The following is a 25,426-nucleotide window of genomic DNA, read 5'->3' as shown; positions in this document are numbered from 1 at the left end:
AAGGTGTCGGAACCGACTGACCCGGATTCAACTCCCAAGACCGGCGAGACGCCCACGGCTCCCGAGAAGGATGGGCTGAAGTTTTCGCGAGACATCGCTCCGATCCTGGTCGGCAACTGCATCGGTTGCCACAATGAAAAAGCGATGGCGAAGAACGGAAAGCTCGACCTGACCACCTTCGAGAAGCTCAAGAAGGGGGGAGCAGGGGGGGCGGGCTTCGTGGCTGGGATGCCTGAGGAGAGTCACCTCTACCTTCGGTTGACTGGTGATGAGACACCACGAATGCCCCGAAACGCCAACCGCCAGCTCTCGGAGGCGGCGATTGAGAAGGTTGGCGCGTGGGTAAAGGCAGGCGCCATCTTCGATGGAACGGATCCGAAAGCCCTTCTGACATCTTATGCGGCGACACCTGAGCAACTTCGTACCGCTGAACTCGCGAAGCTCTCCGTGGCAGACCGCGACAAACTTGTCGAGGCGAAGGGACTGGAGCGCTGGAAGAAGGGAAATGCCAAGGACACCCCGCAGGTCACGCCGGGCAAGAACTTCATGCTCTTCGGCGTTCTCCCCAAGGAGCGGGTCAATTCCACACTCAAGCTCGCCGATGCCCAATATCCGAAAATCATCGGCCTGATCTCACCATCGGGATCGCGAGAGCCCCTCGAGAAAATTGGACTCTACGTCTTCAACGAGAGAAGTCACTTCGTCGAATTCGTCCGAAGCAACGAGAATCGTGAAGTCGACAAGCTGGAACAGGGAACCGCGAATCTTGGCGATGCCGAGCCGTATATCGCGGTCGTCGACCCGCTCGGTGGACGCGACGAGCCGGCGAGCCCCGCAAGGCGGACCGGCCGCTCGAAGAAGAAGAGCCGCGACGACTCGACGGATGCGGATCGGTCGCTCGGCGGGTTGATCACCGACTACATCGCGACGGGCGTCGTAAAGCGCGAGTCAGAGAAAGCACCGGTGTGGTTGAGCCTTGGGCTGGGCTCCTTTTTTGGGTCACGGGTCGATCCACGTAGCCCGAACACGCAGCAACTCCGCCGCGCAGCCTTCGAGCAGTTCGAGCTTGGCTGGACGAACCGGGCTAACGATGCCCTGGGGGGCGAAGGAAAACCTGAGAGCGTGCGTGCCATTGGATTCGGTATCATCGAAGCATTGGCGATGGGTCCGCAGACGCGGGCAGCCCTCCCTCAGTTCGTGAAAGACCTCCTCGAAAATCCCGCCAAACTCGATGATATCCTCAAGGATACCCTGGGCACCGACCGCGCCCAGTTCCTCGCGGGAACGGGCGAGTTTGTGGCCACACAATATGGACGATCCCGATGAGCGATCCCTCGAGCGCGGATCCCTATTTTGTCCCGGCCGGCACCGGCTCGCGTCATCAGATCTTTCCGGGCGTCGAAATCTGCACGACGCCCGGCGAGCGGATGATGTTGTCGGTCGTCACCTTCGAGGCGGGATCGGTCGTACTGGACCACTCCCATCCCCACGAGCAGATGGGGATGATGGTGTCCGGGCGACTGGAGTTCACGATCGGCGACGTGACTCGAATTCTTGGACCGGGTGATCTCTGGCGCATCCCCGGTGGGATCGTCCATCGGGTCCGCGCGTTGGACGGACCGGCCGTGGCACTCGACGTATTTCATCCGATTCGCGAGGATTATCTCTGAAACGAGGGCGCAAGTTCATGGCTCGCGTCGTCGTTCTCGGTTCCATCAATACAGACATGACCGTACAGCTTCCCCGTCTCCCTGCGCCCGGCGAGACGCTTCTGGGGGGTTCGTACGTCAGCGGACCCGGGGGCAAAGGAGCAAATCAGGCCGTCGCCGCGCGTCGAGCGGGGGCTGTCGTGCACTTTCTCTCCGCCGTGGGTGATGATCCGCTGGGTCAGCAGGCGCTGGACCGTTATCGTGGCGAAAACATTGATGTTTCCGATGTTCTGGTCGTTCCCGACATCCCTTCCGGCGTGGCATTAATCTTCGTCAACGATGCGGGAGAGAACATGATCGGCGTTGCGCCAGGGGCCAACGCACATCTTGCCCCCGCGGCGATCGATCGCTTGGCTGACTCGGTCTTCAAACCGGGGGAGGTTCTGCTCGCGGGTCTCGAGGTTCCTCTGGAGACGGTCGCCCGCGCCGTTCATCGAGCCCATCGGGCGGGCATGTATGTAATCCTCAATCCCGCTCCCGCCGATATCCGCCTGCTCGACTCCGAAATTCTCCGCGAGGTGGATCTCCTTACTCCCAACCACCTCGAAGTTCAAGCCCTGGCAGGGCGGCCGAACCGGGACGATCCTGACGGGATCCGCCAGGCTGCTGAAGCGTTGTTTGCAAGAGGAGTCGGCGCGGTGGTCGTGACGATCGGAAAAGAAGGTTGCCTCGTCTTCTCCCGCGATGCGGCGGGAGTGACCTGCCGGGCGATCGAAGCCTTCCTCGTCGACGCGATTGACACCGTCGGGGCGGGCGATGCCTTCAATGGGGCTCTGGCGACAGCGATCGCGGAAGGAAGACCCCTGTTCGAGTCAGCAGTCTGGGCTTCCGCGGCCGCCGCCCTTGCAGTCACTCAGCCGGGGGCGCAAACAGCGCTCGCTCAACGCGCAACCATCGATCGGCTGGCCGCCACTCTTGGCCGCTCTGGCAACGCCGAATAAATCATGGACTTCTCGCCCCTCCTCCAGCAACATGAGTGGCCCACCCGTCGAGAATCCCGTCGGCAAGTCGCCCTGCCGGTTTCCTCCAGGCCGTAATCCACCGGTCGGGCCGGCCAGACGACTGATCGGGAAGGAGTTTCACATGCCGAGGCGAGCGAGTCTCCTTAGTCGCATCAAATTTTCCGCATTCATTATCTTCTTGTTTTCATCCGAAGCGAGCGTTGTCAAGGCACACGATCGACCCAGCGGAACCGTGCAAAAGACGCGTTCGGCCGTCGTGGCTCGTCACGGCATGGCAGCGACCAGCCAACCGCTCGCCACCGCGGCGGCGATCCGGATGCTTCAAGATGGGGGGAACGCGATCGACGCCGCCATTGCCGCCAATGCGGTGCTGGGCGTGGTGGAGCCGATGTCGTGCGGACTTGGAGGGGACCTCTTTGCCATTGTCTGGGATGCAAAAACCAAGACGCTTTACGGGCTCAACGCCAGCGGCCGCGCTCCCTATGCCGCCACGCTTGATCTCTATGCATCCAAAGGGCTGAAAGAGATCCCCACCAACGGTCCGTTGAGCTGGTCGGTTCCGGGCTGCGTCGACGGCTGGGACCAGCTCCGGCGACGGTTCGGTACCAAGGGCTGGCCCGATCTCCTCGCCCCCGCAATTCAGTACGCTGAGGGCGGATTCCCCGTCAGCGAGATCATCGCGAGCGACTGGCAGTCGGCCGCTCGTTCCCTGGCCCAGGTCCCGACCGCGGCGGCCCTTTTTCTCCCGGGCGGAAAGTCGCCTGAGGTGGGGGACGTCTTCCGCAACCAGGATCTCGCAAGGTCGCTCCAAACGATCGCGCGTGACGGCCGCGACGCCTTCTACCAAGGGACGCTGACCGACACGATCCTGGCCTACTCGGCGCAAGTCGACGGGCTTTTCGCCCGTAACGATTTCAGCGACCACACGAGTACCTGGGTCCAACCGGTCTCAACCACCTATCGCGGTTATGAGGTCTGGGAGCTCCCTCCCAACGGACAAGGGATCGCCACGCTCCAGATGCTCAATCTGCTCGAGCCCTACAATCTCAAATCCATGGGCGCCAATTCCACCGAATCGCTTCACCTGATGATCGAGGCGAAAAAGTTGGCCTACGAAGATCGAGCCAAGTTCTACACCGACCCTGAATTCGCGAACGTGCCGGTCGCCTCCCTCATCTCCAAGGAATACGCCGCCACTCGGGCCCCACTCATCCAACGCGACCACGCCAATGAACGGCCGATTCCCGGCGAGCCGGCCGGGGCCGACACCATCTACCTGACAGTCGTCGACAAAGACTTCAACGCCGTCAGCCTGATCCAGAGCAACTTCGTCGGCTTCGGATCGAAGCACGTGCCGGGAAACCTCGGCTTTCCCCTTCAGAATCGTGGCTGCCTCTTCGCCCTCGATCCGAAGCACGCCAACCGGCTCGCCCCCCACAAACGGCCGTTCCACACGATCATCCCCGGCTTCGTCACGAAGCAGGGTCAGCCCTGGCTCAGCTTCGGCGTGATGGGGGGGGACATGCAGGCCCAGGGCCACGCACAAGTCCTTAGCAATATGATCGACCATGGAATGGACGTTCAAGACGCCGGCGACGCCCCGCGGTTCCGCCACTTCGGCTCCTCCGAGCCGACAGGCACTCCAGCCCAGGAAGGTGGATCGGTCGCGTTCGAGTCGGAGATCAGCCCGGAGATCCGCCGGGCCCTTGAGGCGAAGGGACACCGAATCGTCGAATCTCCTGGCGGATTCGGCGGCTATCAGGCGATCCGGATCGATGTCGACCGCGGCGTACTGATCGGCGGTTCCGATCCCCGGAAAGACGGGGGTGCCAGCGGGTATTGATCGGTCATGAGCTCGTCAGCCCTTCCAGCTCAGCCTCGTCGATCACGGGGATATTCAGCAGGCGGGCTTTCTCGATCTTGCTCCCAGGCTCGGCCCCGGCAACCACATAGCTGGTGGATTTGGAAACCGAGCCGGTGACCTTGCCCCCCTGGCTCTTGATGAGCGCCTCGGCCTCGGGCCGGGTTCGGTTCGGCAAGGTGCCCGTGATCACGAACGTTTTCCCTGCCAGAGGAAGCCCTGCGCGGCTCTCAGGAGCGTACACGACCGGTTCCGGCAGCACGCCAACCGACGGAAGCTCATCGAGTAAGCGTTGGTTCTCCGGATCTTGGAAGAACTCGAAGACGCTCGCCGCGACCACGGGTCCAATCTCGGGGACGGATTCGAGGTCGACCAGGGGAGCCGTACGAATGGCCTCGAGCGTCGAGAACCGCTGCGCCAGGATCTCGGCGCTCCGCGTCCCCACGTGCCGAATCGTCAGGCCGGTCAGGAACCGATTCAAGGGACGGCGCTTACTCCCCTCCAGAGCGGCAAGGAGATTCTGAGCGGACTTCTTCCCCATCCGCTCGAGGCCGGCCAATGTCGTTTCGTCAAGTCGGTAGAGGTCGGTCAGGCCGTGAACGAGGCCTCGATCCACGACCTGCTCGATGAGCTTGCTGCCCAGTCCCTCGATGTCCATGGCATCGCGATGCGCGAACCAGCGAATCCACTCCTTGAGCTGGTCAGGGCAGCGCGAGGGCGGATTCACGCAGTGGAAGTCCACCTCACCGTCACCCCGCTCGACGGGACCGTCGCAGCTTGGGCAGCGGGTGGGGAAGACGAACGGCGTTTCGCTGCCGTCACGTGCCTCCGCCTCGACGCGAACCACCTGGGGAATGATCTCGCCCGCCTTCTGGATCACAACCGTGTCGCCAACCCGGACATCCTTCCGCAGGATCTCGTCGGCGTTATGAAGGCTCGCCCGCTTCACGGTCGTGCCAGCGAGAGGTACCGGCGTCAAGTCAGCTACCGGGGTCAGCTTTCCGGTCTTGCCCACCTGGACGGTGATCCCGACGATCTTGGTTACCGCTTGCTCGGCCTCATACTTGAAGGCAATGACCCACCTGGGGCTCTTGCTCCGCGTTCCCAACCGCGCTCGCTGCCCGAGATCGTCGACCTTGATGACCAGACCGTCGGTCTGGAAGTCGAGCGTGTTCCGCAAGCTCGACCACCGCTCGGCGTGCGCAATGACCTCGTCGATCGTCTCGTAAGTCTCGTTCTGAGAGCTTACGGGAATGCCCCACGAGCGAAGCAGGTTCTGCAACTCGGTGTAGGAGGAGACGTCGATCCCTTCGAACTCACCGAGACCATGAGAGATGAACTTCAATCGCCGCTGGCCGCAGAGCTTGGGGTCGAGCAATTTCAGCGATCCCGCCGTCGAATTACGCGGGTTGGCGAATGGTGCCTCGTCGCGGGCGAGCCGCAGCTCATTGAGCCGGACGAGTTCCGAGTTGGTCATAAAGACCTCACCGCGGACCTCGAGCACCGGTGGAGGGGCGTCGGAAAGGACGAGCGGAATGGTGCGAACGGTCCGTAAGTTGGCCGTCACGTCGTCGCCCCGTTCGCCGTCGCCCCGGGTCGCGCCCAGGACGAAACGGCCTTGCTCATAGCGCAGGCTCACGGCAACGCCGTCGACTTTGAGCTCGACGGCGAAGCGGACGGTCTCGCCCGGATTCAAGGCCTTGCGAATCCGCGCATCCCATTCGCGGATCTCGCCGTAGTTGTATGTGTTCTCGATGGAAAGCATCGGGACGGAATGAGTCACCGTCTTGAACGACGCCAGCGGTTCTCCGCCAACCCGTTGTGTGGGGCTGTCGGGGGTGAGAAGTTCGGGCGCTTCGGCCTCGAGTTCCTCGAGCCGCTTCATGAGGCGGTCGAATTCCCGATCGCTGATGCTTGGTGCGGCGTCCTGGTAATAGCGACGGTTGTGGCCATCAATCTCTTCGCGGAGCTTCGCCACCTCGCGTTCGATCTCCCGAGACGCCATCAGTCGTTCTCCTTGCCCCATCAAGAATCAAGGACCGCTTCGCTGAGCCTTCGAGGGAAACCATTCATCGGTCGCCATCGCAAGGAGGCCGAAGACGAGCATCAGAACGAACTCGACTCCCAGCGCCAGCGGCCCATTGCGATCGAGCCAAGCCGCCAACGCCAGGGACGCCGCCCCGGGCTTGGCGGCCTGCCGAACACCGTTCGCCTCAGCCCCGACATAGGGGCTCACGACGTACGCCAGCGCCGTCAGCACGAAGAGCGTGCTTGTGACCAGCAGTACGACGTAGAACGGGTTCGGGAACAACGGCTTCCGTGGGCGGTCCGCCATGTTGTTGCGCTCCAACCTAAAAGAGAGACGTCACGCCCCTCCGAAGACCCACTGGCTGCCGTCGATCGTGTAGTCGACCACTTCTTCGGGACGGAACCAGAGGGCGATTTCGCGCTGGGCCGATTCCGGGCTATCGCTACCGTGAATCAGGTTATTCTGTTTGCTGATGGAGAAGTCGCCCCGGACAGTGCCAGGTGCCGCGGCTGCGCCGTTGGTCGCACCCAGCATGCTCCGTACGACCGTGATCGCTTCGTTCCCCTCGAGCACGCCGACGACGACCGGGCCACCGGTGATGAAGTCGATCAGGCCATCGAAGAACGGCTTCCCTTGATGCTCAGCATAGTGTTTTTCGCCCAGCGAGCGATCGACCTGCAAGAGTTTCAGAGCGGCAATCCGCAGCCCTTTGCTCTCGAACCGCTGGAGAATTTGGCCGACGAGCCGTCGCTGAACCGTGTCGGGCTTGAAGATGATCAAGGTGCGCTGCATGAAGAGTCGAACCCCGCGGAAATCGGGTCTGTGTTGACCGAAGCCCTTGGCCGGTCTCGGCCTCAGGAGACAAGAAGGGGTAGTGTAGCGGCTCAGGTCCACGGGTTCAACGGCAACGGCAACGCGTCGGTCTCAGACCTCGGCAATCCGCCAGGGAAGTTCCTCGAACGACTGGGGATCGAGCCTCCAGATCCGGACCTCGGGCTCGGAATTGAGGAGTGAGACAATAATTCGGGGCACTTCCCCGTAATAGTTCTCACGGAGGTCGGTCTGGCTCGGGATGGCGGCCCAGCGGGGATGTGAATGATAGATGGCGAGGATCTCGGCCCCCCGAGCGCGGAGCGAGTTGACCGCGTCGATCAGGTCGCGTGGATCGGCGTCGTAGCGAGTCTCGCTGGCCGAGGTATTGCGGAGTGGATGGAACGAAGAGACCAGGGGGGGGAACCCGCCCAGAATTCCGCAACACTCCAACGGGGCCTCGCGAACGCAATGTTCGACCATCGCGTCGTGGATCGCGCGCGGAAGTGTGAGAATGCGGGGCGAGTCGCTCATGATATCTCGTGGGAAAACGTGGGTTCCAGTCCGCTCATTTTATTCCGGGAAGAGCGGGGTCGACAGATAACGTTCGCCGAGGTCGGGAAGAAGCACAACGATCAGCTTTCCGGCGTTCTCGGGGCGTTTGGCGACCTGAAGTGCGCCGGCGACCGCCGCACCGCAGGAAATCCCGCAGAGCATCCCTTCCTCGCTCGCCAGTCGGCGTGCCATCTCAAACGCCTCTTCGTCGCGGACCAGGGCGACCTCGTCAATGACTTCGGTGTTGAGGACGTCGGGAATGAAGCCAGCGCCAATCCCCTGGATCTTGTGGGGTCCTGGCTTGAGCGGCTCATGCTTCCGGTGCTGGGTCAGGATTGGCGAGTTCACCGGCTCGACGGCGATGATTTTGACGGTGGGCTTCCGGCTCTTCAAGACCTCGCCGACCCCGGTGATGGTACCACCGGTGCCCACGGCGCTGACGAAGAAGTCAACCGCTCCGTCGGTGTCGCGCCAGATCTCCTCCGCCGTGGTCTTGCGGTGGATTTCGGGATTCGCCGGATTCTTGAATTGTTGCGGCATGTACGACTGCGGAGTGTTGTTGACGATCTCCTCCGCCTTCCGGACCGCGCCTGGCATTCCCTCGGCGGCGGGGGTCAGGACGATCTCGGCCCCAAACGCCTTGAGCAAACGCCGCCGCTCAAGACTCATGCTCTCGGGCATCGTCACCATGAGCCGATAGCCCCGCGCCGCGCACGCAAAAGCAAGCGCGATGCCGGTATTGCCGCTCGTGGCCTCGACGATCAACGTGTCCTTCGTAAGCTTGCCCTCCGCCTCCGCGGCGTCAAGCATCGCCGCGCCGATGCGGTCTTTCACCGACCAAAGTGGATTGAAATTTTCAAGCTTACCAACGACCTGAGCATGACAGCCTTCCGTAACGCGCCTGAGGCGGATCAGCGGGGTGTTGCCGATCGTCTGGGTAATATCATCGTAGATCCGGCCTCGAGTTCGCTCGGCGCTCGCCATGTCGTCTTCTCCCGAGCAAGGATTCCGCAGAGCCGGCCGCCATCGGTCGTGACACCGGCTCTCATCCCTTGCCAATGTTAAACCGCCCTGGGATCTCGATTTCCGATTCGAGCCCAATCGAATTAGACGGCGATTTCGGCATCGTATTACACAAGTTGTTGAGGAACAAGCCGATCTTAAGGGTTGCGCAGGTACTTCCGATTCCTCGCTGTCCTATAGAATGGACTGGGTTCGAACTGCGCGAAGTTTGCGGTCTCGTGGCCGGCGCGATAGGCTTGAGTTAGAGCTCAAGCGGCCCACGCACCATCCTCTATTGATCCTTGGCTCGGTTGGTGATCCCAGGCGGGCCGGTCTGTTCAATTTGCCAGACTTTTCCGCGACTTGGCCTCGTTGTCGTTGGGATGAGGCTACCGACGATGGACTCCGCTACGTCCCGCTCTCGGATTTTGATCCTCGGGCAACATCAACACACTCGGCTGATCGACCAGCTTGCGCTTCAACGCTTCGAACTCGAGTTCGCCGACTCAGGAGCCGCCGGATTCGCAAGACTGGAATCTGAGGCGTTTGACCTGCTGATCCTGACTCTTCCGCTTCCGGAGATCAGCGGTGAGCAGGCTCTCGCCCGAATACGTTCCGAGCTTTGTCTCGACCTGGCCGTCGTCATCGTGACCTGCAGTGGCAGCGAGAGCTTCGCGGTCGATTGGCTCGAACGCGGAGCGAATGACTACCTGACCAAGGACGACCTACAGACACCTCGTGTGGCCGCCGTGGTCCGTGGCACACTCGAGCGACAATCGCTCGATCGCGCTCGTCGAACCGCTGAAATTGAACTCCGGCGGCAGAACGAGGATCTCGGGGCGGTCCAGTGCCAGCTCCACGACGCCCAGCGACACCTCGTCCAGAGCGAGAAGATGGCCAGTCTCGGCCAACTCATCGCCGGAGTGGCTCATGAGATCAACAACCCACTGGCGTATGTCTCCAACAACATTGCCGTGCTCGACCGCGACGTGCACGGCGTCGCGGCACTCGTGAATGAGTACCGAAACGTCCTCGGTGCTTCGATTCCCGAATCCCTCCGTCTCGCAGAAGCAAGGATTGACCTCGACTACGCCCTGGAGAATCTCGATCGGCTCTTTTTGAGCACAAAACAGGGGCTTCAGCGCGTTCGTGAGATTGTGGTCGGCTTGTGCGACTTCTCCCGGATTGACGAGCCCGACCGTAAGCTGATCAACCCCAACGATGCCGTTCGGACGACTCTGGAGTTGGTTCGTTACCACATTCGCCATAAGGGAATCAACCTCGCGCTCGACCTGGGCGAACTCCCCATGATCTCGTGCTTCGCGGGCAAGCTCAACCAGGTCTTGCTCAACATCCTCATGAATGCCATCCAGGCCGTCGAAGCCGGTGCGACGATCGCAGTGCGGAGTTGGTCGGATGCGGAGAAGAACGAGGTCTACCTGGCGCTCTCAGACGATGGTCCCGGGATCCCCGAGGCGATTCGAGCGAGGATTTTCGAACCCTTCTTCACCACAAAGCCGCAAGGCCTCGGAACCGGCCTCGGACTCTGGATCAGCGAGAATATCGTCAAAGAGCATCAAGGACGAATCGAACTGGAAACGGCAACAAATCAAGGCACGACCTTCACATTGATCTTTCCCATCCGCTGAGTGGACCGACCGCAACCTCGGCTCGATCCGAGCACCTTGGCCCACCGCTCCGCCCGGCGTAGAATGGGACCATCAACGCAACCTTGATGAAATTTTCACGAGGACGCTGACATCACCCGAGAAGCCGGCTTCCCCTTCGGCAGACGATCGTAGGGTAGGGGGGGGTGAGCCTCTTTGCGCTCCGCGCGCACCGGCCTCATGCTCTCGGGGAATCGCACGTTCTCAAGACACTCAACCCGCTTAGGGAGCAACCGCCATGTCGCAGGGCGCCGAACCAACTTCTCAGCCGACCTCTCATCCGACGCAACATGGCCATCGACCGGCATCCTCGACACAGATCCCGGCGACCCTGGTTCCTCAAGAAGGTTGGCATTTCCTCCATCTTTTCTTCAAGGTCGATCGGGCGGTTCTGGCAGGTCTCTCGGCCGACACGCGGCGGGACGGGATCGAGGTTTTGAAGAAGGTACTCGACCCGGCCGCTCCGGGCGCCCCCAACCAGTTGCAGTGCTTCGCGGTCCCCGGTCACAAAGCCGACTTCGGGATCATGTTGGCTGGAACCGACCTGAAGGCCGTTCACGCGATCCAGATCGCAATCCAGGCATCGCCCCTTGGGCCAGCCCTGGTGGTGACCGATTCGTTCTACTCGATCACCGAGGTCTCGGAGTACGTGCCCGATGCCGAGGAGTACGGCCGAATCCTCCGCGACCGCGAAGGGGTCGATCCCGAAAGCTCTGGCTACAAGACAAAGGTCGCATCCTACGCCGCACGGCTGGGACCGATGAACCAGCAGCGGCTCTATCCCGACTTCCCCGACTGGCCCTGTCTCTGCTTCTATCCGATGAGCAAGATGCGGCAGGGAGACCAGAACTGGTATTTGCTCCCGTTTGAAGAACGCTCGGAATTGATGAGTCACCATGGCCGTAGCGGCATGAAATTCGCCGGAAGAGTGTCGCAACTCATCACGGCCTCCACCGGGCTCGATGACTGGGAGTGGGGAGTCACACTCTGGGCGAAGAACCCCTCGTACCTGAAGGAGATCGTATACACGATGCGGTTCGACGAGAGCTCGGCCAAATACGCGCTCTTCGGCGATTTCTACTTCGGCTACATCCTGCCCGCAGCCGAACTCCTGGACACGCTCCGACTATGAGAAGACGATAGAGCGAGGGAGCGACCGCGCGGCCGTTCGAAGGACCAACCCGGTCCAAACGGTCGTGCGCTCTCAGCAAGGAATGCTCCTTTAAGGAGTTCATTATGTGGACTTGTCCTAAATGCAGCGTCACCGTCGAGCCGTCGTTCGAGATCTGCTGGTCCTGCGGCACGTCTGTCGACGGTGTCGAAGACCTGACGTTCGTCACGGCCGATGACGCCGCCCCCATTGAGGATCGGCCTGCTGATTTAAGTTCCAAGCAAGAATCGCCGCTTGAGCCGGAGTGGCCCGCCCCACCACTCGAACTCGTGGAGTGCTATCGACCACGCGACTCGGCGGAGGCAAAGTTCCTGGTCGACCGCCTGGCCGAGATCGGGATCATGGCCGTCGCCAATGGAACGCACATGGGGAACACGGAATATGTGCTGCCCCTCTTCTCGCCTCGAATCGAAGTGCGTGCCGAGGATTATGCTCGGGCGCGTGGCCTGGTCGATGAGTTTGAGCTCCGAAAGAAGGCTCGCCGCGAAGGCGTCGATGTCTTCTGATCTGAGCCCATACTTTTCTGAGCATGTGGACGATCCAACGGCAATGCGTTGAGGTAACCGCGACATGTGGACCTGTACGAAATGCGCGACGAAGGTTGACCCCTCGTTTGATGTCTGCTGGTCGTGTGGGACCGGCCGTGATGGAGTCGAGGACCCCACGTTCGTGTCCGCCGATTTGGCTCAGCCAGCCCTCTCCCCGCTCGACCTCGACATGCCCTTAGGCAACGATCCCATCCCCGGCGCCACCCCGCCGCTTGAGAACTTGGTAGAAGCCTACTGGGCGAGCGACCTGATGCAGGCCACCTTCCTAGCCGACAAATTAAGTGAGGAAGGGATGCCCGCAGTTGCCGATACGCACGACATGCACGACGCGCTCGGGAGCCTGCGTGACGCCCCCCGGGTCTGGGTCCGCGCCATCGACCTCCCCCGCGCCAAAGCCTGGCTCGAAGCCTACGACCACCAGTTCAAGACCGAGCATGGTGAACCCGATCGTCATTGAAGCCGTTCGATTTCGGCCGCTGTGATCGATGGGCCCACCCCATAAAAAGGGTCGCGCGGCAGCCAGGCTCCCCACAAGGCAAGCGCGAAGGTTTGGCCCATGAAAGACTTGGTCCTCGCGAGCACATCGTCGTATCGCCGAACCCTGCTGGCGAGGTTGGGACTTCCGTTTCGATGCCTTGCGCCTCGGGTCGACGAGGAGGCCTCGAAACGGGAGCGTGGGGATTGGGAACCTCGAGAATTGGCTGAACACCTCGCTGTCGCCAAGGCACAAAGCCTCTGTCAAGCCGAGCCAAACGCAACCCTGATCGGGAGCGATCAACTCGTCAGTTTCGAGGGACGGGTTTACGGCAAACCGGGAACTGTCGAGGGTGCTGTCGAGCAGCTCTTGGCAATGGCGGGTCAGTCGCACCAACTGATCACGGCACTCGCGGTGTGGGCGCAAGGACAGACTTACATCCACACTGATATCACAACAATGTGCATGCGACCGTTGTCGCGTGAAGAACTTGAAAGGTATGTCGCGGCCGACCGTCCCCTCGATTGTGCGGGAAGCTACAAGCTGGAGGAGCGGGGAATCTCGCTCTTCGATCGTATCGAGACGCAAGATTACACGTCGATCATGGGCCTGCCATTGATCGCGCTGACAAGCCTGCTCCGGCCTCTCGGTTATCCGATCCCGTAACCGCCGACAGGGGAGTGCGTCCCCTGATTCGGCGGTGGAAGGTCGAGCGGCTCCGAACCCGCAACGATCGCGGACTACTTAGCGATCGTCCTGGTCGTCCCCTTTGGCGCGCGGTTCGAGGATCTTCTCGACCGATTTGACCAGTTTCTCCATCGCGAACGGCTTGCGAATGTAGTCGCGAACGCCCAACATCTCGGCGTAAGCCCGGTGGCGGCTCCCCTCGTTCCCCGTAATCATGATGGTCGGAATCAGGCCTCCCGATCGCCCCTTGAGCTTCTCGAGAACGAGGAATCCGCTCTTCTTGGGCATCATCATGTCGAGAACGATCAAGTCGGGACTCTCGCGCTCGGCGATCGTGAGTCCGGAATTGCCGTCTCTTGCGACCATGATCCGGTAGCCCTTGCTCTCAAGAACGGCGCGCATGGATTCGACGATTTCATTATCGTCGTCGACGAGAAGGATAACCTTCTGGGCTGACGGCATTACTGTGGCTCCAGCGCAATGATGCTCGCAAGAATACTCATTTTATCTTAAACCGCAGTTCTAGGCGGAGCAAGGCCGGCGGCGTTTGGAACCGTAATGGTCACGGTGGTTGACGACCGGCCGGAGCGATCAGTCGGTTTGTTTTCACGATCGCAGCAAGTCAGACCGAGGGCGAGCGGTGGAACGCATTTCACTCCGCTGTTCCCAATTGCTTCCGTCCATGCACCCTCTTTACCGAAGTCACCGAGCATCGTCATAATGGTTTCAAGTAAGGGCCGGCTGGTATTGGCCAAATCATGGCCAAAGGTCCAACCTGTCGCACATCCGTCCCCAGCCTTTCTCGGAAAGGATCGTCGACTCATGAACCTAGGGAATGCCTGGCGATCAATGTTTGGGCTGGCCAGCCTGTGTCTTGCCATTGTTGGTTGCGGGGGAAGTGATATCCCCAACCCCGACGCCGACACGAACGCAGCCGCGGAACCGGCCGCAGCCGCGGCACCGGCGGCACCGGCGGCTCCGGCGGCACCGGCACCTGGTCCGGCCGTAGCCGAAGCGGCAGCCCTGCCGACGCGGCTCCCGCTGAAGCCTCGGTTCCAGCCGTCGCTCCCGCCCCACGGCCGAGCCCGTCGCCGCCGCGGAGACGCCGGCCACCTCCGCCGAAACACCGGCCACCTCCGCCGAAACGCCAGCCGCCCCTGCCGCGGCGGAAACAACGACGGCGACCGCGGATCCAAGTCGTGCGAAGAACGCGTCGGCGACCGCGGACATGCTGGCTCTGGGAAACAAGCCTCTGCCGGTGGAAACGCCGGCGGCCTCGACAACCCCTGAGGCAGCCGGGGCCCCCGGAGGCATGGCTGCGAATATGGCCCCTGGGCTCCCTCCTGCTGCGGCTGCCATCGATCCCGCCGCGGGAGCAGGAGCTTTGGGCGCTCCGGGCGGCAACATTCCCGGCTTACCGGGCGACCCCGCCACCAATGGTGCCATTCCGGGATACCCGGGCGGAGCCGAGGGGGGCAATCCAGGCGGTGACGGAGCACCCGCCGATTTCCGATCCCCGGCGGGTGCCGTAAAAGCGTTCCTGGATGCCCTCAAGTCAAAGAACGCGGAACGGTTGGCTGAGGCCACGGCCCGACGCGCCCCGACCGAAGCGTCAGGGCCGAAGAATCAAAAGCTCTTCCAGTCGATTGTGGAACAAAGCCTGACCGAGGATGACCTGAGCGAGCTGGCCAACAAGATGGAGGGGTTCGAGGTCGTCGGCTTCAACACCCCCAAAAGTACGGGCAAGTTCGCCCTGATCCTCGGCAAAGCCGGTCAGAATGGCGAGTCGTACCGCCGCACGATTACGACCCGGCATGAGAAAGACGGCTGGAAGGTCCTCGATATCAGCGGTGTTGGCACGATCGAGAGGCCCATCATGGGTCGTGGTCGCCGGCGCTAAGCCAAAGCCTTCGAACCGACCCGGCTCGCGACTCGTCCCCGTCCCCTTGGTTTGCACTCTGTAAGTTTGACGATCCACAATTTGTAGTTTTTGCCGACCTCCGGTCCAAAAAAATGGGCCGGAGGTTATTTTTTTCTCAAGTTGTCCTCTTGATTCGCCGCAGGAACGACCATTTTAAGGTTTTCTCAAGGTTTGGCTCTGAACCTGCATTAGCTCCAGATCGTTCAAGTTTATTCATCTTGCCGCAGCGACGGACATCACATCTCCAGACAGTGCCCAAGGAAGGAGCCTGTATGGCCTTGTCCAGCCTTCGCCTCTGCGCGATGCTCGAACTCTCAGTGATCCTCTTCCAGGTTGTTGGAGTCATTGCGCTCTGCGTGAGTCGACTCTTGCCCCCCTCGTCGATTCGATGGGCGAATCGGGGACGCGCAAGCTTCGTCGTGGCCATGATCGGCCTGGGCCTTGCGGGAGCCTTTTGTGGTCGTCACGACTCCGACTTTGCCCTCTTCGCCGGTGGATCGATGACGATCCTGCTGATCGGTATGACCATGGGAAACGGTCAAGCCGATACGACCGTACCCGCTCGAAGCCTGGTCTCTCCTGAGGCAAACCTCGCTCGATAAACTTTTTGCGAACTCGTAACCTTAGTCCTACACACGTTTTCCTACAACGGGGCCTTTCGGCCCCGGTTTTTTTTTGCCTTGCGATTTGACACGCCCAAACCGCGCGACATAGTTTCGCGACGATTCGGAGTACGGCGGATGGAATCGCGAAGGCAACTCCTGATTACACACCCATTCAACCCGCCCCTTTCATCCGTTGCGATGATCGGCCCGCTTCCTTAACCAAGGGTGTCTTACGGCGTAAAAACCGGGACGTCCTTGCCAGGAACGGGCACTTCCGAGACGCAGTAGCGTCGGACCAATCCCCGACCCAAACGACGTGTCCCGCTCGTCGTGTGTGTAGTGGTCGAGTCGGATACTGGCGGGAGAAGGACAAGCCCATGTTGGTTGGACTGAAACGGATTTCCAAGGCACTCGGCCTCGTGGCCGGCTTCGCTGCGTCGACTCAGGGACAGGCGATGGCCCAGAGCCCCAACCAGACGACCGCCAACGCTGTCGCCGGGGCGCTCAGAGCGAGCCAGGCCCTTTCCGGATATCGTATTGAGATCGAGACCCGCGACGGTGTGGTCACCCTCACTGGCACGGTCGCCACTCCGGCCCAGAAAGCCGAAGCGGTCGCTCGCGTTCAAGGGGTTCAGGGCGTGGCCGCGGTGAGCGATCAACTGAAGCTGGCAGGCGACAGCCGGGTTCAGCCCGTGCAGTACCAGCCGCAAGTCGCGATGGGGGGCCGTCACAACCGCTTCGGTAATGCGGCGGGTGTCGGCGGCGGCGAGATCATCTATGACGGTGGTGCAGGTGCCGGAGCCGTCTCGGCCGGCCCCGCGTATGACGGTGGACCGCTTCCCGAGGGACCTGCCGGTGCGCCGGGTGCTACCCAGGCAGCCGTTCCGGGCCAGCCGAACTACGCTTGGCCCAGCTACGCCCCCTATCCCAACTACTCCGCGGTCGGCTACCCGACTGTCTACCCCTGGCAGGCCTGGCCGAACATCGGCCCGCCCCACCCGTACCCCGAAGTGCCCCTCGACTGGCGGGCGGTCACGCTTCGCTGGGATGATGGACTGTGGTGGCTCGACTTCAAGAAGCACTACACCCGACCGTTCTTCACCCCCTACCCGTTCGGTCTGTTCGCTTACTGAGTCGGCCCCTGATCTCCAGATCAGATGACCTCCTCAACACCGGAGAGCCGGCAGGATTCATTCCTGCCGGCTCTTCGGTCGTTTAACGACCAGGGAAATTCTCCCCTGATTTCGAAACAAAGACTTCAGAAATGAGGGCTTTGCCACGAGGAAGAATGATGCAAGAGGAATTTGCGTCCCAGCCAGGAAATTCCTCACACACCGAGCTATCCTCGTTCGATAACTAAGCCACATGGGCCGGTCAGTCGATTCGACACGACGCCGAATCGATCGGTCATCAGCGCCGAATCAACGAACCCGGCGCCGAGGCCGGTGGGGCAGGATTGCCCGCCGGCGCGTTCGCGCAAGTTCCATGGAGGGGAGATCCAATGACCCAATTCGCGGAGCATCGGGGCCCGATCACCCCGCGCTGGGTTCGCGGGATTCTGACGGGTGCCTTGTTGGCGGTTGTCGCCACGTGCAACAGCGGTTGCGGCCTGTCTTACGTATTCCGGAACATTTCGCCACTGCGTCCGACCGGCTGGTCGTTTGCTTGGCCGATCCTGCCGTCACAACAGCAACGTCTCGAACGAGACATGGAACGCGAGGAAGCGGATCGCGTCCCCATTCTCGACCCGATCGTGGGTGAATTCGCTCCGGCGACTTGCCTCGATCCGCCCAGCGAACAGGAAGTCTGGAACAAAGTCAGCAAGTTCAAGAACGGATCACCGCCGTTCTATGAGACTCAGAGGAACAACGTTCGATTCCTCATCGAAAAGATCGGCGACAAGATCGACCCTTGCAAGGTTTATCCTCTGGCCGGACCCTGCCAGCTCGTCCACTGCCACTACAAGTGCACCGTTTACTTTGACGAGTCGTACTGGTCCGACTACCCGATTCCGTTCAACCATGTCGATCATCGTGTCGAGGTCGTCTACATCGACAAGGATCACCTGCGTCGCTGCGGTGGTCCCCCCGTCGCCACGACCCCTCCTTGATTTGATGTCGTCCCGACGACTGACTCGATCGAGACACCTGGTCTGATTCGCTGGTCAGTCTGATCGCAACGCCCCGGAATGTCGGACCTCCTCCAGAGGCACCGATGTTCCGGGGCTTTTTTTTGTTGCTGCCAGACTTATCGAGACTCATTCGGGCGCCGTCTCGAGTCGCGATGCCGAAGGTCACGCACTCTCAATCCGCCTCGAAGAACGGAAAGAGCCTTTTCAGCTCACTCTCGGTCGGCTGAGTTCCGTATTCACAAACCTCGAAGGCCTCCGCTGTTTTGACGGCCTTTCCTTTCTCCTCTCCCAGTTCCTTGGTCAGCTTGTCACGGAAACGATCGGCAATCGCTCCATAGCGTTGGATCGCCCGTTTCCGGGTCCACTCGAGCCGGTCCTCTTTACCGGCCGGAACCTGATCGAGGTAGCCGGCGAGCCAGGGGTTCCACTCGTAAAACTGGGACCCAAGCGCGTCGATCGCGCGAACCTTCTGATCGAGCGTGGAATCGATCGGAACGACAACGTCCGGCTGGAACGGATTCGGCTTCTTGAAACTATCCTCAGTGTACAAAAAGACCGGATTCTTCCTCAGCGCGGGCACGTCGGGACAGAAGCTCGGGACGATGACCATGAACGCGGCGTCCTGGACGAGAATCCCCGTGTAACGATGGTCCGGGTGATAGTCGTTCGGTCGATGTGAGATCACGACATCGGCTTGCCACTCACGAATCTTCCGGGTGAACGTCCGGCGATTTTCAAGCGTCGGCAATAACTCGCCATCGTGAATATCGAGGACCTCGGTCATGATACCGAGGATCTTGGCGCACTCCTGAACTTCCGCCGCGCGGCGGCGCGCCAGAATTGCCCCGGCCAGTTCGTGGTGGCCAATATCGCCATTGGTTGCGCTGACAAACTTGACCTTGTGGCCGAGCTTGGCCCAACGAGCGGCGACGCCGCCCGCCTCGAGCTCACAATCATCAGGGTGAGCTCCGAATACAATGATCCGGAGCGGCTTGTCATTCTCGGCGGCCCAGAGATTCGTGAAACAGGACGCCGTCGCAAGCAGAGTGGGTAACGCAAAGCGAAGCCATCGGCGCATCGATCAAAACTCCTCGGAAACTTGGGTGAGGACCTGAAATACGGAGTGCGTCCGAGACGTTCTATCCGTCACCCGATCGCGAGTCGAACGAAAAGCAGAAGGTCGTGGAACAGGTCCTCCATTTGCAGCATCGCCAACTCTGGGAAAATAGGACCGATTGCTTAGAATTTGCGGGCGTGATCCGCACTGGGACGCCCCTGCCTGGGCCATGGCAATCAAGTCGGCTCGGGAATGGGGCCGGTTTGGCCGGACTAATGCTTGCCGAGCAGGGAAAAAACGCCGTAGAATCGACCGCATGAGTACACGGCTCGGAACTCTCGCATTGATCGTTCTCCTGGTTCATTCGAGCGGGGCTCCCGCTCGCGGCGGCGACTCTTCGTCTCCGCCGGGCTGGTCGGGGACGCTGCAGCACGCCGACGGCCGACGGCTCTCCGGAAAGCTCCTGATCAACGACTCGTCGGTCGTTCGATTTGCGAGCGAGGGAAACGATTCGGCGGTACCGATCGAGAAAGGGGCCATGGTCACCTTTGAAGGACCTGGCCCCAATCCAACGGCAGGCTCTCCTCCATTCCGGGTCGATCTCGGTCTCGGCCGGAGAATTTCCGGTCGGCTCGGGCTCGTGGACGGCAAGCAAGTCCGCCTCGACGAGAGCTCGGTTGGAGGGCGTGTGACGATCGCACGCCAGGGAGTCCGCTCGGTCGTTCAGCGGGTGGGCGAGATGCAGGTCTTCGACGACGGTTTCGAAACCTTGACCGGCAATCGTTGGGCGATCATGGGCGATCCCGAAATCGTCAACGGGCCGAAGGTTTCTGGTGAGCATAGTCTGCAAGTGCTTGCGGGGGGAACCTCCGTGACCCGTCGCCTCGACGAGCCGGTGGCGGCGGGCCGCCTCGAGCTCGCCTATTACGACGCCGGGAATATTGAGCCGGATCAGCAGTGCTTCGTCGATCTCCTGTTCCGAAGCCCGGCCGACCCCGAGACCGTCCGCGTTATCCTCGGCTGGTCGGAAGCGAGCCTTTCGGTCGAGTCCCCCGGAGGCCCCGCACTTGCGGTCCAACGTCTCGCGCGAAAAGCCGGTTGGCACCGCTTGAGTCTTCGCTTTGGACCAGAGCAAACCGAGATCGCTGTGGACGGCAACGACTTGGCTCATGGCAAAGGCCCCGGCGGCTCCCTCGTCGAGATTCGACTCGCCAGCCGCAATGCGAGCCGAGGACCGGCACCCAAGGGCCTCAAGGCCTATTTCGATGACCTCCGCCTGGTTCGCTTTTCCGAGGGGGGGACCGGACTTGAAATTGACCCCACCCAGGACGAAGTGCGCCTCTCCGGAGGCGACCAGGTCTTCGGTACGATCGTGCAAGCCGACGCCAGCACGATCAAACTGCAAGTGGATTCCAACGAGATTCAACTTCCGTGGAGTGAAGTCTCGGGACTTCAGTTCCGACGGGTTGCCGGCCAGGCGGAGCCGATTCAGGGAACCTGGCTCCGAGTCGAGTGGCGAGCCGCACCCGGTGACGACCCCCTCGACCTGGACAGAATTGATGGGGTCTTGGTCGATTTCACCCCCGACAGCCTAACGCTCGAGGTTCCCTACGCAGGGCGATTAACAGTCGCGCGCAATCGATTGAGGCGGATCGAGGTGCTCGGCTTCGGACGGAGAATTGTGGTCGACGCGACCGCGCACCACCTGGGAAATGAGATCGTCGCGAACCCGCTCCCCCTCGATCCACCACAACCAGAGGGACGAACGCTGGAACGCTCGATCGAGCTCGTCAACGTTCCACCAGGGGCGGCTTTTCTGAGTCTCGACGTCGTCCAGGTGGCTGGCGAAAGTGCCGGACTGCCCTTCTTTGACACCGTCAAGAACGGAGAGATCCGGACCACAGTCTCAATCAACGACCGACTCTTCGACTACCTGAACCGCTACATCACATCCAAGAACGAGACGCCCGAGCGAATTCAATTGCCGATTCCCGCGGGCCTGCTCCATGCTGGTCGTAACACGATTCGCATCAATCAACTCGGAACCAAGTCCGATCCGAACTATCTGGACGATCTCGGTGTCCTCGAAATCGCCGTCGAATTTCCCCACGATCAAGCGGTGCCGGCCGCAACCGAGAAGCCGTGAGATCCCATTGAAGACTTTGACTCGAAGCCTGGTTCGACACGCCCATGCGATTGCCCGAGAAGTCGGCGCACGGGTCATTCTGCTCTACGCCGACGTCGTCGAAAACGACCAAAATCTCGCCGACTTGATTCAGGACGTCGATTTCCGCGTCATCCTCGTTTCACGCCGCGCGGGGTTTCAAGCACCGCCAGGCTGGGAAGACCTCTGCGCGATCGTCCGCGTCCCCGATATCACCATGACCCGTGCGGGCCAGGTCAAGGTGGCAACCCTGGTTGCTGCCGCCGAGAACCTGCTCAGGGTGGGCGATCGAATCGTCTGCCTGACAGGAATCGACGGATCGGGAACCATTGACATGCTTATTGTTCTCGACCTCGGAGTCGAGGTCGAGATGTTTGGCGACGCGGCCGCCGATCCGCTTCCGCCTGACATCACGCCCGCGGTTTTCGAGCGGCTGCTCACTCTGGCCAGCGAGCTCAGTATCGAAGGCCGCGAAGGTCGCCCAGTGGGGACCTTGTTCATCGTCGGCGATAGTGAGCGGGTACTCACGCAAAGCCGTCAGCTCGTGATGAATCCGTTCCACGGATATCCCGAGGGAGAGCGCAACATCCTCGACCCTCGCCTCGAGGAGACGATCAAGGAATTCTCGGCCATTGATGGGTCATTTATCATTCGAGGAGACGGCGTCATCCTGAGCGCGGGGCGTTATCTCGCTCCGCAGGCCAAGCTGGATGAGCCCTTGCCCCAAGGACTCGGGACCAGACACGAAGCGGCGGCGGCGATCACGGCGACGTCCACCGCGATCGCGCTTTGCATCTCCCAGTCGACGGGCACCATCTCGATCTTCAAACGAGGCCGTCTACTGACCGACATCGTCAAACCGCGCAGCCATCTGCCGGATGGACTCTGACGACCGCGCTTATAAAAATCGTCCTGACCCGAGGGCCGTCCGCTTCTTGCGGATCAACGGCCCTTGTTGATCTGGTCGAAGTAGCCCCGGATATGCTTCTCGATGTTCTTGGGAACCTTTTGGTTCGTCAAGGCCTCGGCCGATAGCCCTTCCGTCGTTGCCATCTCCGCCTGGATGTCGATGACGCTCTGCCCCTTGAGAGGGTTGCCCGACGGACCATATCCTTTAAGGACCGCCTTCCCCTTGCCGATCTGCTGCTTGACCTGGGCGGTGTAGGTGTTGGTGTCGTCGGGTGCCTCGGGGCGATCCCCTTGACCTCGCCCCCGACCCATGCCCGACCCCATACCACGACGATTACCGTCACCCATGCCCATCATATTTGACAGGCTATCGCCGAGCTGATTCGCTTGGTCACCGGCCATCCCGTTCTTGGCTTCTTGGAGGTCGGCCAGTGCGCCGTCAAGTGATTCCAGCTCCTGGAGTTGGCTGGCCATCTCACTGAGTTGCTTCTGACTGACTCCCATGGCGGCGGCGGCTTTCTCAAGGTCTCCCTTTTGCAGTTGCTCGCCGGCCTCGCCCAACTTGGAGGCCAGTTTCTGGAGTTGCTGCAAACTCTTCGCCTGCTCTTCGAGCTTGGCCATTTCTTGCTTGAATTGCCCCTCGGAAAGACCACCGTTCTTGCGGGCTTCTTCGAGTTGCTGCTTGCGCTGATCGAGATTGGCCAGCTTCTCGAGCTGCTTGGACATTTCCTTTAGCTGCTCCCGAAGCTCCTTCTTATCAGACTCGGTCATCTTGCCTGGCTTCAATTTTTCCTGGAGCTTCTTGAGCTCGTCGGCCGCTTTCTGAAACTCGCCCTTGGCCAGATCACGTGCAAAATCATCAGCAGGGCCGCTACTGGCCATCTGCTTGAGTTGCTGGAGCTGCCGGTCGATCTGCTCGGGGGAGCCCAGTTTCTTCTGTCGGTCCTTCACGGCGTCGGTCAGCTTGTTGAGCTCGACCAGGGCCTTGTCCTTCTGGGCGGGGGGAGCTTTGGCGAGATCCTCCGCGGCCTTCTCGATCTCGGCCAGAAGTTTCTCGGCTTCGGCGAACTTCCCCTTATCGAGTTCTTTCCGCTGGCTCGCGATTTTCTTGCCTAAAGCCTTGGTCTGATCGACCACCAACTTCTTCTCGATCGCGTCCGACGGTTTCGCCAGGGCTGTCTTCTGAAGCAAAGGCTCCACAAACAACAACCCCAGCGCCAAGGCCGCTGGAATCAGCGGAACCCAGGCGGTGCGAGGCAAGGTCGGAGCAAACTCCACGTTGATGTCGAGATTTCCTACATGACGAATCGTATCGGCAAGGAGGGCTTGCCCGGCGGGGGTCGCCTTCAATGATTCGGGAAGCGTGAGCGCGGTACTCAACCGTTCGTTGAGGTGGAAGACGCGATCAATCGCCACCGCGGCGTCGACTCGACTCGGACCACTCAAAAGTGCGATCAGGGCGGCCACGACAAGACCGGCTCCGCCCGCAATCGCAAACGGCACCCAGTCCGCGCCGGGCAAGGGCCGGTTGGCAAACTTCTCCACCGCGATCGCGACCGCGACGACCAGCAGTGCCGCCCCCCAGCACCACACCAGGGCCGAGAGGAACCGCTGAAATCGCATCCGACGCCAGACCCGCCCGATTGGCTGCTCAAGCTCATTCACAGCAAGGCCCTCCCTCGCGGGAATGCGTAACTCCGACGAACGTCATTGCCCTAAGTATAGTGGGCACGCCCCGGACCCGCAAGTGGATTCAACGAATGGATTCGGATACAGGTTTCCGGATTTCCGTCGCGAAACCGACTCGGGACGGCCTCAGGAATGCCCGAAGATCCGGTCATCCCCTTGATCTCTGTTGGAGCCGGATGCCACGGGTACCATTCCCAAGTAGCCGTGACACCCGGATTTCCCTCGGTTCTTGATGGGGCGACCAAGGAGATCAGTTCCCAGTCTTCTGATCGTGACGGTAGACGGCCGAGGCCGCCGCCAAGGCCGCGCCCGGCTCCAAGGCGCTCCCAAGGTCGCGCAGGCAGGTTTCCAGGGCCGCGAGCAGCAAGCTCACATTGGCCTGGCGCGAGTTATGTCCCATCAAACCGATCCGCCAGGCCTTCCCCTTGAGGGAGCCGAGGCCGCCGCCAACCTCGATTCCCCAGTCATTCAAGAGCCGACGACGCACGGCCATGTCGTCGATTCCCTCGGGGATCTGAGCGCAGGTGAGCTGTGGAAGTTGATGCCCCGCGACGGTGACGATACCAATCCCCATGGCAGCCAGCCCGGCTTTCAAGGCATTGGCGTTCAAGGCATGCCGAGCGTGACGAGCTTCGAGGCCCTCTTCCACGATCAGAGCGAGTGCCTCGCGAAACGCAAAGTTCATACTGATCGGCGCGGTGTGATGGTAGACCCGGTCACTGCCCCAGTACTTCTGGATCATCGACATGTCGAGATACCAGCTTTGCACCTTTGTTTTCCGGTTCGCGATCAGCTCGGCGGCGCGCGGGCTAAAGGAGACCGGAGAAAGGCCCGGAGGACAGCTCAGACACTTCTGAGTCCCCGAGTAGACCGCGTCGATCTCCCACTCGTCGATCTTGACCGGAACACCGCCGAGCGAAGTCACGGCGTCGATCGCAATGAAGGCGCCTGCCTCGTGGGCAATCCGGGCGATCTCTTCGACAGGCTGCCAGGCCCCGGTTGAGGTCTCGGCATGGACGATTCCGACCACCTTCGGGCCGACTCGCTTGACGGCGGCCCGGACCTCCTCCGGATCAAAAACCTCGCCATAGGGGCGTTCAATCACCGTGACCTTGGCCCCCGCGCGCTCGGCAACGTCGACCATCCGGCTTCCGAAGACCCCGTTGACGCAGACGAGCATCGAGTCGCCCGGCTCGATCAGGTTGACGACGACCGCCTCCATCCCAGCCGAGCCTGTGCCCGAGACCGCCAGCGTCAGCCGATTCTCCGTTTGAAAGACGTAGCGGAGCAGGTTCTGCGTTTCGTCCATCAGGGCGATGAACTCAGGATCCATGTGCCCGAGCAAGGGCAGCCCGAGCGCCGCCAAAACTCGCGGGTGAACGTCACTCGGACCAGGCCCCAGAAGGAGCCGAGGCGAAGGGCTGAGCGGTGTTGGTGGAACAGGGCGTTCGATTGCGGACACGGAGAGGCTCCT

Annotated in this window: 25 protein-coding genes; 16 read left to right on the top strand and 9 right to left on the bottom strand. The window is 61.3% G+C overall.

Features of this window, described 5'->3' with window-relative positions; all coding sequences use genetic code 11:
- Positions 1–3: 3 nt before the first annotated feature.
- The 4 genes from V5E97_RS33115 to ggt all read left to right on the top strand — a co-directional run bounded on the left by V5E97_RS33115 (position 4) and on the right by ggt (position 4,514).
- Positions 4–1,326, top strand: coding sequence for a c-type cytochrome domain-containing protein (locus V5E97_RS33115; RefSeq protein ID WP_406695812.1), 1,323 nt, complete (start codon positions 4–6; stop codon positions 1,324–1,326).
- Positions 1,323–1,670 carry a cupin domain-containing protein gene (locus tag V5E97_RS33110; protein ID WP_406695811.1) on the top strand — a complete coding sequence of 116 codons (348 nt, stop codon included), beginning with the start codon at positions 1,323–1,325 and terminating at the stop codon, positions 1,668–1,670. The genes V5E97_RS33115 and V5E97_RS33110 overlap by 4 nt, the downstream gene beginning before the upstream one ends.
- A 17-nt stretch (positions 1,671–1,687) precedes the next feature.
- Positions 1,688–2,650: a ribokinase gene (locus V5E97_RS33105; protein WP_406695810.1), complete on the top strand. Its 963-nt coding sequence runs from the start codon at positions 1,688–1,690 to the stop codon at positions 2,648–2,650.
- A gap of 142 nt (positions 2,651–2,792) precedes the next feature.
- Positions 2,793–4,514 (top strand): gamma-glutamyltransferase, encoded by a 1,722-nt coding sequence (gene ggt, locus V5E97_RS33100; RefSeq protein ID WP_406695809.1) that lies wholly within the window; start codon positions 2,793–2,795, stop codon positions 4,512–4,514.
- A 4-nt stretch (positions 4,515–4,518) separates the two neighbouring features.
- Here the strand turns inward: ggt and ligA are convergent, their stop codons facing one another.
- From ligA to cysK, 5 genes are all read right to left on the bottom strand, one after another.
- Complete coding sequence (gene ligA, locus V5E97_RS33095) at positions 4,519–6,537, bottom strand: NAD-dependent DNA ligase LigA (RefSeq protein WP_406695808.1); 2,019 nt, start codon at positions 6,535–6,537, stop codon at positions 4,519–4,521.
- A 27-nt stretch (positions 6,538–6,564) separates the two neighbouring features.
- Positions 6,565–6,867 carry a hypothetical protein gene (locus V5E97_RS33090; protein ID WP_406695807.1) on the bottom strand — a complete coding sequence of 101 codons (303 nt, stop codon included), beginning with the start codon at positions 6,865–6,867 and terminating at the stop codon, positions 6,565–6,567.
- A gap of 30 nt (positions 6,868–6,897) precedes the next feature.
- Positions 6,898–7,353 (bottom strand): nucleoside-diphosphate kinase, encoded by a 456-nt coding sequence (gene ndk / locus V5E97_RS33085; RefSeq protein ID WP_406695806.1) that lies wholly within the window; start codon positions 7,351–7,353, stop codon positions 6,898–6,900.
- 132 nt (positions 7,354–7,485) lie between these two features.
- Positions 7,486–7,905: a M67 family metallopeptidase gene (locus tag V5E97_RS33080; RefSeq protein ID WP_406695805.1), complete on the bottom strand. Its 420-nt coding sequence runs from the start codon at positions 7,903–7,905 to the stop codon at positions 7,486–7,488.
- Between the two features lie 39 nt (positions 7,906–7,944).
- On the bottom strand, positions 7,945–8,910 hold the full coding sequence (gene cysK / locus V5E97_RS33075; protein ID WP_406695804.1) for a cysteine synthase A: 966 nt from the start codon (positions 8,908–8,910) through the stop codon (positions 7,945–7,947).
- Positions 8,911–9,326: 416 nt separating this feature from the next.
- Here cysK and V5E97_RS33070 point away from each other — a divergent pair, with 416 nt between their 5' ends.
- The 5 genes from V5E97_RS33070 to V5E97_RS33050 all read left to right on the top strand — a co-directional run bounded on the left by V5E97_RS33070 (position 9,327) and on the right by V5E97_RS33050 (position 13,455).
- On the top strand, positions 9,327–10,577 hold the full coding sequence (locus tag V5E97_RS33070; RefSeq protein ID WP_406695803.1) for a sensor histidine kinase: 1,251 nt from the start codon (positions 9,327–9,329) through the stop codon (positions 10,575–10,577).
- Between the two features lie 256 nt (positions 10,578–10,833).
- Positions 10,834–11,727: a hydrogen peroxide-dependent heme synthase gene (gene hemQ, locus V5E97_RS33065; protein ID WP_406695802.1), complete on the top strand. Its 894-nt coding sequence runs from the start codon at positions 10,834–10,836 to the stop codon at positions 11,725–11,727.
- A 104-nt stretch (positions 11,728–11,831) separates the two neighbouring features.
- Positions 11,832–12,272 (top strand): putative signal transducing protein, encoded by a 441-nt coding sequence (locus tag V5E97_RS33060; RefSeq protein ID WP_406695801.1) that lies wholly within the window; start codon positions 11,832–11,834, stop codon positions 12,270–12,272.
- Positions 12,273–12,435: 163 nt separating this feature from the next.
- Positions 12,436–12,771 (top strand): putative signal transducing protein, encoded by a 336-nt coding sequence (locus V5E97_RS33055; protein ID WP_406695800.1) that lies wholly within the window; start codon positions 12,436–12,438, stop codon positions 12,769–12,771.
- 99 nt (positions 12,772–12,870) lie between these two features.
- Positions 12,871–13,455, top strand: coding sequence for a Maf family protein (locus V5E97_RS33050; RefSeq protein ID WP_406695799.1), 585 nt, complete (start codon positions 12,871–12,873; stop codon positions 13,453–13,455).
- Positions 13,456–13,533: 78 nt separating this feature from the next.
- Here V5E97_RS33050 and V5E97_RS33045 read toward each other — a convergent pair whose 3' ends face one another.
- Positions 13,534–13,938, bottom strand: coding sequence for a response regulator transcription factor (locus V5E97_RS33045; RefSeq protein ID WP_406695798.1), 405 nt, complete (start codon positions 13,936–13,938; stop codon positions 13,534–13,536).
- Between the two features lie 360 nt (positions 13,939–14,298).
- On the opposite strand from V5E97_RS33045, the gene V5E97_RS33040 reads away from it, so the two are divergent.
- The 5 genes from V5E97_RS33040 (at position 14,299) to V5E97_RS33020 (ending at position 18,112) form a co-directional block, all read left to right on the top strand.
- Complete coding sequence (locus tag V5E97_RS33040) at positions 14,299–14,766, top strand: hypothetical protein (protein WP_406695797.1); 468 nt, start codon at positions 14,299–14,301, stop codon at positions 14,764–14,766.
- 22 nt (positions 14,767–14,788) lie between these two features.
- Positions 14,789–15,376, top strand: coding sequence for a hypothetical protein (locus V5E97_RS33035; RefSeq protein WP_406695796.1), 588 nt, complete (start codon positions 14,789–14,791; stop codon positions 15,374–15,376).
- Positions 15,377–15,669: 293 nt separating this feature from the next.
- Complete coding sequence (locus V5E97_RS33030) at positions 15,670–15,999, top strand: hypothetical protein (protein ID WP_406695795.1); 330 nt, start codon at positions 15,670–15,672, stop codon at positions 15,997–15,999.
- Between the two features lie 380 nt (positions 16,000–16,379).
- Positions 16,380–17,135: a BON domain-containing protein gene (locus V5E97_RS33025; RefSeq protein WP_406695794.1), complete on the top strand. Its 756-nt coding sequence runs from the start codon at positions 16,380–16,382 to the stop codon at positions 17,133–17,135.
- A 368-nt stretch (positions 17,136–17,503) separates the two neighbouring features.
- A complete protein-coding gene (locus V5E97_RS33020) occupies positions 17,504–18,112 on the top strand; it encodes a hypothetical protein (protein WP_406695793.1) in 609 nt (202 codons plus the stop codon).
- Between the two features lie 193 nt (positions 18,113–18,305).
- Here the strand turns inward: V5E97_RS33020 and V5E97_RS33015 are convergent, their stop codons facing one another.
- A complete protein-coding gene (locus V5E97_RS33015) occupies positions 18,306–19,211 on the bottom strand; it encodes a PIG-L deacetylase family protein (RefSeq protein WP_406695792.1) in 906 nt (301 codons plus the stop codon).
- A gap of 295 nt (positions 19,212–19,506) precedes the next feature.
- Between V5E97_RS33015 and V5E97_RS33010 the strand changes: the two genes are divergently transcribed.
- Together V5E97_RS33010 and V5E97_RS33005 are read left to right on the top strand one after the other, a co-directional pair.
- A complete protein-coding gene (locus V5E97_RS33010; protein ID WP_406695791.1) occupies positions 19,507–21,336 on the top strand; it encodes a hypothetical protein in 1,830 nt (609 codons plus the stop codon).
- Positions 21,337–21,343: 7 nt separating this feature from the next.
- Complete coding sequence (locus V5E97_RS33005) at positions 21,344–22,243, top strand: DNA integrity scanning protein DisA nucleotide-binding domain protein (RefSeq protein ID WP_406695790.1); 900 nt, start codon at positions 21,344–21,346, stop codon at positions 22,241–22,243.
- A 53-nt stretch (positions 22,244–22,296) separates the two neighbouring features.
- On the opposite strand, the gene V5E97_RS33000 is transcribed toward V5E97_RS33005, so the two are convergent.
- Positions 22,297–23,928, bottom strand: a complete 1,632-nt coding sequence (locus V5E97_RS33000; protein ID WP_406695789.1) for a hypothetical protein — start codon at positions 23,926–23,928, stop codon at positions 22,297–22,299.
- Positions 23,929–24,202: 274 nt separating this feature from the next.
- Positions 24,203–25,414: a pyridoxal-phosphate-dependent aminotransferase family protein gene (locus V5E97_RS32995; protein WP_406695788.1), complete on the bottom strand. Its 1,212-nt coding sequence runs from the start codon at positions 25,412–25,414 to the stop codon at positions 24,203–24,205.
- Positions 25,415–25,426: the final 12 nt, after the last annotated feature.

Origin of the sequence: Singulisphaera photorubra, from assembly GCF_045290345.1 — a bacterium.
In the GTDB taxonomy this organism is placed as follows: Bacteria; Planctomycetota; Planctomycetia; order Isosphaerales; family Isosphaeraceae; genus Singulisphaera.
This window is presented reverse-complemented; position numbering and strand designations above follow the sequence as displayed.